The sequence below is a fragment of the Aeromonas sp. 2MA4 genome (assembly GCF_029237305.1).
Taxonomy (GTDB): Bacteria; Pseudomonadota; Gammaproteobacteria; order Enterobacterales; family Aeromonadaceae; genus Aeromonas; species Aeromonas salmonicida.
In genome coordinates this window covers 1-12,690 of record NZ_JAACFY010000011.1, presented here as the reverse complement: position 1 = coordinate 12,690, position 12,690 = coordinate 1, and the positions used below count along the sequence as shown (strand labels likewise).

10 protein-coding genes are annotated in these 12,690 nt (G+C 60.2%); 4 read left to right on the top strand and 6 right to left on the bottom strand.

Going from position 1 to position 12,690, the window contains the following annotated elements; all coding sequences use genetic code 11:
* Window positions 1–172 precede the first annotated feature (172 nt).
* Both GWQ31_RS12415 and GWQ31_RS12410 read left to right on the top strand, forming a co-directional pair.
* The gene (locus GWQ31_RS12415) at window positions 173–973 is read left to right on the top strand and encodes a DUF2989 domain-containing protein (protein ID WP_275909479.1); all 801 of its coding nucleotides are present in this window, start codon (window positions 173–175) and stop codon (window positions 971–973) included.
* A 6-nt stretch (window positions 974–979) separates the two neighbouring features.
* Window positions 980–1,537, top strand: a complete 558-nt coding sequence (locus GWQ31_RS12410) for an NUDIX domain-containing protein (RefSeq protein WP_275909478.1) — start codon at window positions 980–982, stop codon at window positions 1,535–1,537.
* 66 nt (window positions 1,538–1,603) lie between these two features.
* Here GWQ31_RS12410 and sppA read toward each other — a convergent pair whose 3' ends face one another.
* Window positions 1,604–3,448, bottom strand: a complete 1,845-nt coding sequence (gene sppA / locus GWQ31_RS12405) for a signal peptide peptidase SppA (protein ID WP_275909477.1) — start codon at window positions 3,446–3,448, stop codon at window positions 1,604–1,606.
* A gap of 220 nt (window positions 3,449–3,668) precedes the next feature.
* Between sppA and GWQ31_RS12400 the strand changes: the two genes are divergently transcribed.
* Together GWQ31_RS12400 and GWQ31_RS12395 are read left to right on the top strand one after the other, a co-directional pair.
* Complete coding sequence (locus GWQ31_RS12400; RefSeq protein ID WP_059111388.1) at window positions 3,669–5,696, top strand: NADPH-dependent 2,4-dienoyl-CoA reductase; 2,028 nt, start codon at window positions 3,669–3,671, stop codon at window positions 5,694–5,696.
* 120 nt (window positions 5,697–5,816) lie between these two features.
* Window positions 5,817–6,365, top strand: a complete 549-nt coding sequence (locus GWQ31_RS12395; protein ID WP_265462042.1) for an NAD(P)H nitroreductase — start codon at window positions 5,817–5,819, stop codon at window positions 6,363–6,365.
* 397 nt (window positions 6,366–6,762) lie between these two features.
* Here GWQ31_RS12395 and GWQ31_RS12390 read toward each other — a convergent pair whose 3' ends face one another.
* From GWQ31_RS12390 to eat, 5 genes are all read right to left on the bottom strand, one after another.
* The gene (locus GWQ31_RS12390; protein WP_275909530.1) at window positions 6,763–7,317 is read right to left on the bottom strand and encodes a sugar O-acetyltransferase; all 555 of its coding nucleotides are present in this window, start codon (window positions 7,315–7,317) and stop codon (window positions 6,763–6,765) included.
* Window positions 7,318–7,454: 137 nt separating this feature from the next.
* Complete coding sequence (locus tag GWQ31_RS12385) at window positions 7,455–8,429, bottom strand: D-2-hydroxyacid dehydrogenase family protein (protein WP_275909476.1); 975 nt, start codon at window positions 8,427–8,429, stop codon at window positions 7,455–7,457.
* A 158-nt stretch (window positions 8,430–8,587) separates the two neighbouring features.
* Window positions 8,588–9,445, bottom strand: coding sequence for an ethanolamine ammonia-lyase subunit EutC (gene eutC, locus GWQ31_RS12380; RefSeq protein ID WP_275909475.1), 858 nt, complete (start codon window positions 9,443–9,445; stop codon window positions 8,588–8,590).
* On the bottom strand, window positions 9,445–10,836 hold the full coding sequence (locus GWQ31_RS12375) for an ethanolamine ammonia-lyase subunit EutB (protein ID WP_219590408.1): 1,392 nt from the start codon (window positions 10,834–10,836) through the stop codon (window positions 9,445–9,447). The genes eutC and GWQ31_RS12375 overlap by 1 nt, the downstream gene beginning before the upstream one ends.
* A 78-nt stretch (window positions 10,837–10,914) precedes the next feature.
* Window positions 10,915–12,300, bottom strand: a complete 1,386-nt coding sequence (gene eat / locus GWQ31_RS12370) for an ethanolamine permease (protein ID WP_059111394.1) — start codon at window positions 12,298–12,300, stop codon at window positions 10,915–10,917.
* Window positions 12,301–12,690 lie beyond the last annotated feature (390 nt).

Here is a 12,690-nt window from a genome sequence, read left to right as displayed (position 1 = left end):
TTGGGGCAAATAGAAATTCGTCGAATGCAGATCAGTGTAGGGGTGTATATTTCGTTATATCATTCTGCAATCGCGGCCTTATACGGCGCGCGCATTGTAATGGATATGTAGCCGGTTTGCTAGCCAGAGGTGGCTGCACAAGGCTCCCATTGTTACCAATCAGATGTGAACTATGACCCCTTTTCCACTGCGTTCCGTACTGCTCGGCCTCTCCTGCGGCCTGACTCTGATGGCCTGCAACGATGACAGGATCCACAACATCTGTGCCAATCATCCCGAGCTGTGTCAGGACCTGGTGGACGATGGCTGGTGCCGCTACGAGCGGACCGACATCATCCGCAGCCGCTTCTATCTGCAAGAAGAGGGGACGGACAGGCGCAAGTACGAGCTGATGCGCAATCTGGAGCGTTATCTCAAGTGTGCGGAGCGGTCGACCAACATAGAGTACAAGACGGCGAGGGAGCAGAAGAGCCCCAGAGTGGAAGGCATGCTGGCGGCCGGTGATCAGCTTACCGAGCTCGATGCGGCGACCCGCAACTCGCAGGATCCCTACCTGCTGCTCTGGCACTGGACCAACAACACCAACGAGCAGGCCCGTGAGCAATTCATGGCGCTGGAGGGGCAGCCAGTACTCAAAGAGCCCGAGCTGCAGCTGGCACTGGGGGGCATGTATGCCAAGAGTGCCCCACAGAAAGCCATCACTCTCATGCACCATGCCCTCTCCCTCTATGGAGAAGGGGACAAGGTCAACAGCCGGATCCTCACCTCTCTGAGCACCCTCTACATGGGCCAGAAGGAGTATGGTCTGGCGTATCTGTGGGGCAAGGTGAGCGAGTCATTTCAGGATACGCCCGACGTTTCGGCCAAGCGTTTGGGCCTTTATCATGCGTTGAGCAAGGCAGATCAGGAGGCCTGGGACAGTCAGGCCGCCACCATAGTCGAGCAGCTAAAAAGCGGGACTTATCGTCCCTGATCCCTGATGAACCAGATAAAACAACTGGCCAGTGACTGGCCTCATCCCTTCGACATCCAGCTGAAGCACGGCCAGGTGGCCATTGATGGCCGCCGGCTGGAGCGCGTGACAGTCAGGGCCATAGTCCTGCGTGGCGACCGGCTGTTGTTGGTGCACTCCCGGGTCAACGGCGATCTCATGTTTCCCGGTGGCGGCATTGAAGAAGGGGAGTGCCACGGCACTGCCCTGGCTCGTGAGCTGCGGGAAGAGTGTGGTGCCGAGCTGGTGGAGGTCGGCGCCCTGCTCGGCCAGACGCGGGAGTACCGCGCCGCCCGGGATGCCGACTATGACGCCTATTGCATCCGCTCTTTCTATTACCTGTGTCGGGTCGGTGAAGGGTGGAGTGAACCTCGCCCCCAGCCCTACGAGGTACGGCTAGGTTTCACCCCTGGCTGGTTCGAGCTGGATGATGCGCTGCAAACCAACAAGACCCAGCTGGCGGGTCCTTGTCCCCAGTGGACGGCGCGGGAGACCCGGGTACTAGCCGAGTTGCATCATTGGCGCGAGTCCGGCCTGCTGGTGTGAATCAGGTCCCTTGAGCCAGATGCAAAAAAAACGCCCGAAGGCGTTTTTTTTATTGCGAGTGTCCGATTACTGCACACATACAGGGCAGAAGGCATAGGTGCCTTGGGGGTCGTTGAAGCGGGTCAGCGGATCCAGGCCGCGGTTCACCTCCACCAACGCCTTGCCAAATCCGGCCGGCAACCAGCTTTGCAGGTGCGGGGCCAGCGCCTGGGCGCTGCTGTCGAACAGCTGGCGCAGGAACTTGTCTTTGGCTGACTCCTCTTTTTCTATGGGAGTGACCTGCCACTCCTTGAGGTTGGCAAGGGTGGCCGCCGCCTTGATGGCGTCCTCCTGATTACCGAATTCATCCACCAGACCCAGCGCCTTGGCATCCTGGCCGGTCCAGACCCGGCCTTCGGCGGCTTTTTCCGCCTCTTGCGGGCTCAGGCCACGGCCCTTGCTCACCAGACCGACGAAGCGCTGATAGGTATCTTCCACACTCAGCTGAATGGCTTGCCCGACGTGATCAGGCAGGGCGCGGGTCAGGCCGACTCCAACGTAATCCGTGGTGCCCACCCCATCCGTGTGCACCCCGTATTGGGAGAGCGCCTTGTCGATGGTGGCGAACATGCCGAACACCCCTATGGAGCCGGTGAGGGTGGTAGGGGAGGCGAAGATCTTGTCCGCATCGGCGGAGATCCAGTAGCCACCCGAGGCAGCGTAGCTCCCCATGGAGATCACCACCGGTTTGCCGGACTGTTTCAGCGCCAGCAGTTCGGCGCGGATCTGCTCGGCGGCGAAGGCGCTGCCACCTGGGCTGTCGACCCGCAGCACCACGGCTTTCACCTTGTCGTCACGGCGGGCATCGGCCAGCAGCTCCGACAGGCTGTCGCCACCTATGGTACCGGCCGACTGCACGCCATCCATGATGGCGCCGCTGGCGACAATGAGGCCCACCTCATCCTTGCCACTCTGGGGATATTGCTCGGGTGCCGCCGCCAGGTACTCTTTCAGGCCAACCCCTTTCCAGCCGTGATCCTTGCTTTCACCCACTTCCTTGATGACTGCCTGGGTCATCTCGTCACGGGTGGCGAGCTGATCCACCAGACCGTTGTCGAGGGCGTAGCTGGCAGCGTTGCCGCCGGCCTTGCGCAGCAGCTCGAGGAAACGATCTTTGCCCGGAGCCACTGCCTCGGGCTCTATCTCCCGCTGCTCGGCCACGTCCGCTACATAGGATTGCCACAGCTGATCCAGCCAGCGCTGGTTCGCCTCCTTGCTCTCCGGGGACATCTCGTCCCGGGTGTAGGGTTCGACGAAGGATTTGTAGGTACCGACCTTGAACACGTGAGGGGTGATGTTGAGCTTCTCCAGCGCCGACTTGAAGTAGGTCTGGTAGACGCCGAGCCCCTCGATCAGCACGGCGCCGCTCTGGTTGAGCAGCACATGATCGGCGTGAGCGGCCAGCAGATACTGACCCTGGTTGTAGTAGTCGGCCATGGCGATGACAGGTTTGCCACTCTCCCGGAAGGAGTCGATGGCGCCAGCCACTTCCTGCAGCTTGGACAAGCTGGTGCCCTGCAGCCCTTGTGGCTTGATCACCAGCGCCTTGATGCGATCGTCATCTTTTGCGCTGCGAATGGCCCAAAGCAGATCGGAGAGGACGATCTCGCTCGGTTGGTCGTCGCTGTTATCCATCTGTCGCAGCAACTGCACTGTGGGATCTGTCTGGGAGCGCTGTTCCACCAGCACGCCGTTGAGATTGAGAGTCAGGGCCCCTTCGATGGGCGCCTGTGGTGCCTCTTTTTGGCTGAAGCTAAAGATGATGACCAGCACCAGAATGAGAAACAGCAGATTGACCAGCATCAGCCGGGTGAAGTTGAGCAGGCGCCAGAGACTGCGAAACAGCCAACCCAGACCTTTGAAAATAGACATAGTCGCGTTATCGCCCTGTTAATGGGTAGAGAAGGGTCATTATTAACCAGTTGGCCGGTGAATTGCCATTTCCGCTTCGGTCCGATCATGGTGCGAACGCCTTCTCTTGCTTCGGGATACGCCTGTTCGCCGAAAAAATGTCCAAACATTTGTTTGAAAAAGCATTTTTGATTCTTTACTCTAGCTGCAATTTGATAACAAAAAATTAACTGGAGGCATTGTGAGCCTTTATCCTACGTTGCTGACGCCCCTTGACCTCGGGTTTACCCAGTTGAAGAACCGGGTACTGATGGGTTCCATGCATACCGGCCTTGAAGAGGAGAAGGGTGGCTTTGACAAGCTGGCCGCCTTCTATGCCGAGCGCGCCCGTGGCGGTGTCGGCCTCATCGTCACTGGTGGCATAGCCCCCAATCTGCGTGGGCGGCTGGTGCCCCACGGCTCACAGCTGAGCTTCCCCTGGCAAGTCGCCAAGCACAAGAAGGTGACTCAGGCGGTGCATCAGGAGGGGGGCAAGATAGCGCTGCAGATCCTCCATGCCGGCCGCTATGCCTACCATCCCTTCAGTCTGGCGCCGAGCGCCCTCAAGGCGCCGATATCCCCCTTCAAGCCGCGCGCCATGAGCGAGCGGCAAATCCGCGGTACCATTCGTGACTTTGCCTCCACCGCACAGCTGGCCAGGGCGGCCGGTTACGACGGCGTCGAAGTGATGGGGTCGGAAGGCTATCTCATCAACCAGTTCATCTGCGAGCGCACCAACAAACGCACCGATGGCTGGGGTGGCAGCAATGAAAACCGGATGCGTTTTCCGGTGGAGATAGTGCGGGCCATCCGCGAGCGGGTCGGCACGGATTTCATCATCATCTTCCGCCTCTCCATGCTGGATCTGGTGGAGCAGGGTTCGACGCTGGAGGAGGTGGTAGCCCTTGGCAAGGCGCTGGAGCAGGTCGGCGTGACCCTGATCAACACCGGCATCGGCTGGCACGAGGCGCGCATTCCCACCATAGCCACCAGCGTGCCGCGCGGTGCCTTCAGCTGGGTGACCGCCGAGCTGAAAAAGCACCTCACAGTGCCGCTCATCACCACCAACCGGATCAATACCCCGGAAGTGGCCGAGCGCATATTAGCCCAGGGAGAAGCGGATATGGTCTCCATGGCGCGTCCCTTCCTGGCTGACCCTGAATTTGTCATCAAGGCCGCCGAGAACCGGGCGGACGAGATCAACACCTGCATCGCCTGCAACCAGGCCTGCCTGGATCACGTGTTCAAGCAAAAACGCGCCTCCTGCCTGGTCAATCCCCGCGCCTGTTTCGAGACCGAGCTGACGTTTGGCCGCGTGCCCCAGCCCAAGAAGCTGGCGGTGGTGGGGGCGGGTCCGGCCGGGCTGGCGTTCGCCTGTTACGCCGCCGAGCGCGGCCATCAGGTGAGCCTGTTCGATCAGGCGAGCGAGATTGGTGGTCAGTTCAACTTTGCCAAGCAGATCCCGGGCAAGGAGGAGTTTCACGAGACTCTTCGTTATTTTGCCAGACGGCTGGAGAAGTGCGGCGTCGAGCTCTACCTCGGCCAGCGCCAGAGCGCCGAGAGTTTGCTCGGCGGCGGCTTTGACGAAGTGATCCTCGCCACCGGCATACGCCCGCGTACCCCGAACATACCAGGCATAGAGCATCCCAAGGTGCTCAATTACATCGACGTGCTGCGGGATCACAAACCGGTCGGCCAGAAGGTGGCGGTGATCGGTGCCGGTGGCATCGGCTTCGATGTGGCCGAATACCTTGTGGAGAAGAAGGCTGATAGCGGTACAGACGGACATCGCGATCACTGGCTCAAGGAGTGGGGCATCGACAAGCAGCTTGGCGAGCGCGGTGGCCTGATCACGCCGGAGATCGACGCCCCCGAACGCCAGATCTGGCTGCTCCAGCGCAAGGAGAGCAAGGTGGGTGACGGTCTGGGCAAGACCACCGGCTGGATCCACAGAACCGTGCTCAAGAACCGCAAGGTACAGATGCTTTCCGGCGTCCAGTACCTTGGCATCGACGATGAAGGCTTGCATATCCAGATAGGTGAAGCCAAACAGTGCCTGCCGGTGGATCAGGTGATCATCTGTGCTGGCCAGGAGCCCCTCAAGGAGCTGCAGGCTGGTTTGCAGGCGGCAGGCAAGCCGGTACACATCATAGGTGGCGCCGACGTGGCCGCCGAGCTGGATGCCAAGCGGGCGATCCGCCAGGGGGCCGAGCTGGCCGCCGTTATCTAGTTGCTCCGCCCTGGCCAGCTATCGGTCTGATATTGCGATAAACCCCTGAGGCTCAGGGGTTTTCTTCATTGTGCGCTGTGCTAAGGTAGCGCCATCACAGCCCCTGACAAGGATTTGCCCATGGATGCCCTCACTTTGCTGCTCAACCGCCACTCCTGTGGCCGCCTGACCACACCCGCCCCCAGCGGTGAGGTGCTCGACAATATCCTCAAGGCGGGCTTGCGCGCGCCGGATCACGGTACCCTGACTCCCTGGCAGTTCATCCTGTTTGAAGGGGAGGGGCGTGAGCGGCTGGGGGCTCTGCTGGCCGAGGCGGCCCATGCCCGTGGCGAAGATGAAGAGAGCATCAAAAAGTGCCAGGAGGCGCCGCTGCGTGCGCCGCTGGTGGTCGCGGTCGCTACTCGTTATCAGCGTCACCCCAAGGTGCCGAAACTGGAGCAGGAGCTCTCCGCCGGTTGCGCCCTGATGGCGATGCAGATGGCGGCGCAAGCCCAGGGCTTCAACGGCATCTGGCGATCCGGCTGGTTCATCTTCGATGAGTTGATCAACAAGGGGCTGGCACTGGCACCGGAGGATCAACTGGTGGGCTTTCTCTACCTCGGCACCCCCATGCTGGAGGCGCGCAAGTTGCGCGAACTGCCGCCAGGCGAGTTTGTTCGCCGCTTCTAAGCTGCTTGAATTTCAGCCAAAGCCCTGACTTTTCAGGGCTTTTTTATCTCGTGCGTTCACGAGCCTGAGGCTGTACTGAGAAATAAATACTTGCCAAGAGGGTGACGGGGCTTGGCAGGGAATTTTTTAAATAGTGAGAGGCTGTTCTCAATCCTGGTTGATTACGCTATGTAAAACGTTTGCGCCTCGTTAATATCCCTGTGCCAGTTTAGAAGGTGACCCCTTCTAATTTTCTGCGATGAGAGTCGCAATTCCGTAGCACCTTTTTACAGCCCAACGTCTTCATGACATTGGGCTTTATTTTTATGGGATCCTTTTGACTGCAGCACGCCTGCCGTTGCTGCACTGCTGGTAGGTGAAGTGGGCCCCGCTCGACGGTCCCTGCGGCGGGAATGGGTCAGCGCCCCGCTTTGCCAGGCAGGATCCGCGCCGGGTTGCCCACTACCCGGGCGCCGGCAGGCACGTCTTTGGTGACGACGGCCCCCGCGCCGACGATGGCTTCCCGCCCGATGGTGACACCGGGCAGCAGTATGGCGCCGCCGCCAATCCAGACTTTGTCTTCTATGGTCACCGGCAGCGCCGTCTCCACCCCCTGGATGCGCTCATCGGCGGCCAGCGCGTGGGCAGCTGTGTAGATCTGCACGTTCGGCCCTATCATGACGTTGGCGCCGATGCGGATCGGTGCGTTGTCCAGAAACGTGGCCCCCATGTTGACGTATGATCCCGCCCCCAGGCTGATATGACGGCCATAGGTGCAGTAAAACGGCGGGCAGATAAAGGCGTTCTCCGCCAGCTCGCCGATTATCTCCTGCAACAGCGCCAGCTGTTCATCCTCCTCTTCCGCCCGATTGAAGCCGCGATAGCGGCGCGCCGTCTCACGGCGCAGGACATCCAGCTCCGGCGCCATGCAGTTATAGGGCTGGCTACTGATCATCTTCTGATATTCGGTCATGGGGATTCCTGCTCTATGGTTGGCATGAGGCGATTTGGGTGGCAAGCGCAGCACCTCCAGTGCAGACCTGTCCACCTGCAGCAAGCGCACTGACAGAGGCATATATTACTGCTTTGTCAGCGGGATAAGAGTGAGCCTCAGCCCAGAGCCGGCATCACCAGGTGTTGTGGCCTGCCCTCGGCAAAGGCCAGCACGTTTTCAAATGCCTTGCGAAAGTAGAGCTCATAGCTGTTTTGCTCCACATAGCCCAGATGCGGTGTGGCCAGCACGTTGGGCAAAGCCAGGAGAGGTTCGTTATCCAGGTTGGCGGGCTCGCTATCGAACACATCCAGTGCCGCTCGCTGGGTGGGATTTGCACTGAGCACCGCATGGAGTGCGCCAGATTCAATGAGCTCGGCCCGGCTGGTATTGACCAGCAAAGAGTCTGCCTTCATTCGAGCCAGGTCGGCACGGGTGACGCAGGCTCGAGTGAGCTCGTTGAGCCGCAGATGCAGGGACAAGACATCGGCACGTTGGAAAAACGCTGTCTTGTTGGGGGCGGCGTCGAATCCATCCTGTGTCGCCCGCTGACGAGAAGATTCGCTACCCCATACCAGCACAGACATACCGAATGCATTGCCGTAACGGGCAATGCGCTGACCTATCTTGCCGTAGCCCCAGATACCGAGCGTCAGACCGTACAGGGTGCGTCCCAGGCCGAGTGAGCCCGATTGCTGCCACTGGCCCTTGGTCAACTCGCGAGTGTAAGCCGGAATATGGCGGGAGGCTGCCATTATAAGTGCCCAGCAGAGTTCGGCGGGAGCAATAGGGCTGCCTACCCCTTCGGCAACTGCGACTCCATACCGCTGGCACAGTGCCGGGTCGATATGCTGGCTGATTTTGCCGGTCTGGCTGATGAGTTTGAGGGTGGGAAGCCGCATCAGCAGCTGTTCATCGATACGAGTACGCTCGCGGATCAGCACCAGTGCTTCTACTCCCTCCAACATGGCGGCGAGGCGCGCTGTACCGGGTTCGCTCTGGTTGAGGATGGTAACGTCATGACCCGCCAGCAAGGCAAAGCAGGGCAGGTGACGAACCTGATCCTGATAGTCATCCAGAATGGCAATCTTCATCCGTTCCTCTTGTGTATCAAGCAATTGTCCTGAGGGGGAGAGGCGCGCCCCTTGGCTTCTTGGCGGGGGCAGGCGAGACGATGCCCAGTTTTCATTGCAGATTCAAGTGGTTCAGTTTGGAATTGGTGATGGGGCGGACCGGGCTGGCCGCCCCGTTGTCATGCTGGACGGCAAGGGGGAAGCGGGGAGTCGTGTTCGATCAGGCTGGCCAGCTCGCCGCTCTCATCCTTGAGGGCAACCCCGGTCAAGCGGCGGTTGAAGGCCTGCTCCAGCAACCAGGCCAGCTTGTGAGCCGCCTGGGGGAAATCGAGCCCGGCGGGACGTACGTTGGAGATGCAGTTGCGCTGTGAATCCATGCATCCGACTCTGGGTTGCCAGGTCAGGTAGAGCCCCAGACTGTCGGGGGAGGAGAGGCCGGGGCGCTCGCCAATCATCACCAGTACGGCCCGGGCCCTTAGCAGTTCCCCTACCTCATCTCCCAGTGCCACTCTGGCCTGGCTGGCGATCACCAGAGGGGCACAGGCCAACCCAAGGCGCCTGAGATGGGGTTGCAGTGCCTCGATAAAGGGCAGGGCATTCTGATGCAGGGCGGTGGAGGAGAGTCCATCACCCAGCATGATGACGAGATCGGCTTCAGCCTGCCGGGTCTGATACTCCAGGGGGGCGAGCTCGGCCTCTGTTTGCGGGAGCTGGCTCAGCAGGAGGCGGCTGGCATCGTTCAGCCGTCGGCCCAGATCCGGGCGACGCAAATACTCTTTCCGGCTGGTGGCGGCGCTGTGCACCGTCAGGACTTTGTGTCCTGTGGCGTGCAGCGCTTTGGTCAGGGCGGCCACTTCCAGGGGCTGGTGCACCGCATCTCTAGCCTGTGCATGGGCCAGACCAAACGCCAGCAGTGCCTCTGTGGGCAGGCTGACCCCGGTGCGCCCCAGCGCTATGCGGGCCGAGGTGTAGCGTTTGAGTTCCAGCCAGGGATTGAGGTGAACTATGTCACTCATGTCATGGGGATCCTTGCTCATCAGGCCACCTTGCCGCTTTGGCCAAAAGCCGTTAACAGAGGGTGGCGCAGGCTGGCATCGAGCAGTTGGCCGCCAGGGTTGGTGAGTTGCATCCGCACCAGCCAGTCTGCAAATTCCGGTGCGTGCTTGAGGCCGAGCAGCTCGCGAATATAGAGAGCGTCATGAAACGAGGTGCTCTGGTAGTTGAGCATGATGTCGTCCGCCCCGGGAACGCCGATGAGGAAGGTGAGGCCAGCGTTGCCCAGCAAGGTGAGCAGGGTGTCCATGTCATCCTGATCCGCTTCTGCGTGGTTGGTGTAGCAGACGTCACAGCCGAGCGGCACCCCCAGCAGTTTGCCGCAGAAGTGATCTTCCAGTCCGGCGCGGATGATCTGCTTGCCGTCATAGAGGTATTCCGGTCCGATGAAACCGACCACGGTATTGCACAGCAACGGCTTGAAGTGGCGAGCTACCCCGTAGGCTCTGGCCTCGCAGGTCTGCTGATCCAGTCCGTGGTGGGCATTGGCCGAGAGGCAACTGCCCTGGCCCGTCTCGAAATACATGACGTTGTTGCCAAGGGTGCCACGCCCCAGGCTGAGGGCAGCGTCATACGCCTCTTGCAATAGGGCCAGATCGATACCAAATCCTCGGTTGGCAGCCTCTGTACCTGCGATGGACTGGAACACCAAGTCTACCGGCACATTGCGCTCTATGAGCTGCAAGGTGTTGGTGACATGGGTCAAGATGCAGGATTGGGTCGGAATGGCGAAACGCTGGATCACTTCGTCGAGCATCTGGTTCAGGCTGGCCAGTACGGGCAAGTTGTCACTGGCGGGATTGATGCCGACCACCGCATCTCCCGCGCCGTACAGCAGACCGTCCAGCATGGCTGCCGCTATCCCTTGAGGATCATCGGTGGGATGGTTGGGTTGCAGCCGCACGCTGAGGTGGCCGGGCAACCCTATGGTGTTGCGAAAGGCAGTGACGACCCGGCACTTCTTGGCGGCCAGGATCAGATCCTGATTGCGCATCAGCTTGCTGACCGCGGCTGCCATCTCGGGTGTGATGCCGGGGGCTATGCGTGCCAGGGTCTGGCTGTTGGCCGTCTCAGACAGCAGCCAGTTGCGAAAATCCCCTACCGTCAAGTGGCTGATGGGGGCGAAGGCGGCGTGATCGTGGTTGTCCATGATGAGGCGGGTTACCTCATCCTGTTCGTAAGGGATCAGCGCTTCATTGAGGAAGGTTTTGAGCGGAAGGTCTGCCAGCGCCATCCTGGCCGCCATACGTTCCTCGGCGCTGTGGGCGGCCACGCCGGCCAGATAGTCACCGGAGCGGGCAGGGGTCGCCTTGGCCATCAGGGTGCGAAGGTCGGGAAACTGATAGACGTGGTGTGACAGTTGGGTGCGATACATAGGGCTCTCTCGTCGATGCAGGGTGGGGAAACAAGGCCAGCGCGTGGCCTTGCTCCTGATGGGCACAGAGGACCTGGTTCAGCTTGCCTTGACCAGCTCACCGTCACTGGCGGCAATCCCTTCATCATGGGTCAGACGGAAGTAGGCATAGCCCGCCAGCATAAGGGCGCCAAAGATCAGCGCCAGCAAGCCGTTGTAATAGACCATAGCGACCAGACAGAGTACTGCCAGTCCCAAGGCGAGAGCCGGAGCAAAAGGATAGAGAGGGGCTCTGAATGGACGCTCCAGTGCCGGTTCGCTGCGGCGCAGCTTGAACAGGGCCGCCATCGAGATGATGTACATCACAATGGCGCCAAACACCGCCATTGTGACTATGTTGGCGGTGAGGGATAGCCCGCCTATGACGATCAGCGAGTCGGAGAAGATCGCCAGGATCCCCACAACGCCACCGGCCAGAATGGCCCAGTGGGGGGTCTGGAAGCGGCGGTTGACCGAGGCCAGGGCTCCGGGCAGATAACCGGCCCGGGCCAGGGCAAAGATCTGGCGTGAGTAGCCCATTATGATGCCGTGGAAGGAGGCGATTAGGCCGAACAGCCCCAGCCAGACCAGCATGTGCAGCCAGCCGCTGCTCTCGCCCACTATCATCTTCATCGCCTGGGGCAGGGGATCATTGATGTTGGCAAGCTGGCGCCAGTCTCCGACGCCGCCTGCGAACACCATGACCCCCATGGCCAGCATGACCAGGGTCAGGATGCCACCGATGAAGGCTTTCGGAATTGTCTTCTTCGGCTCCTTGGCCTCTTCGGCCGCCATGGCGGCGCCTTCAATGGCGAGGAAGAACCAGATGGCGAACGGGATGGCGGCAAAGATACCGGGGAGAGCGCCGAGGCTGAATTCCTGCTGGCCTGCCCAGCCGTTGAGCATGAAGTTGCTGGCGCTGAAACCCGGGCTTACTACTCCCATGAAGACCAGCAGCTCGAAAATGGCGAGCAGGGTGACCAGCAACTCGAAGGTAGCGGCGATACCGACTCCGACCAGATTGAGGGTCATGAAGATGAGATAGGCGCTCACCGCCACCCACTTGGGGTCTATGGCCGGAAACTGGACGTTGAGGTAGGCCCCGATCGCCATGGCGATGGCGGGCGGCGCGAACACAAATTCCACCAGGGTGGCAAAGCCTGCGATATATCCTCCGACCGGACCAAAGGCACGGTAGGCATAGGCAAAGGGGCCTCCTGCATGGGGAATTGAGGTGGTCAGCTCGGTAAAACTGAAGATAAAGGCGGTGTACATGGTGGCCACCAGCAGGGAGGTGACCAGAAAGCCCATGGTACCTGCTTGTGCCCAGCCGTAGCTCCAGCCAAAGTATTCCCCCGAAATGACCAGTCCCACGGCGATCCCCCACAGGTGAAAAGCCCCCAGGGTTCGTTTCAGTTCCGGTTTCGCACAATCCTGTTGCTGCATACGCTTCTCCAATATGACGTTCAATGGTGAAAGTCTCTGAAGAGGCAAATTGCAAGGGATATGCCATCCAGTTATATGGCTATTTAGTCATTTTTATTCATATGGTTACAGCTGTTTTATGGTCTGGGGCCAAGGTGTGGCTGCTGCGTTGTTGTGGTGCAGCAGCACCAGATTGTTCGGCCGAAGTCCGGGCCTTTGCTTGTATGTGGGGCAGTGAGCAGGGGAGACACGAGAGGATGGCGGAAACAACAAGGGCACCCATCGGCTGTCTCTTGATCACATCTGTTGATGCTCAAGAGACAGTGCCAGTTCATAGCCTTCAAGGAGGGTCTGTAACCTAAACCAGCCCTCCCATAACACCGCTATCGAGGCTCGCCCCGTTCTCTTGGT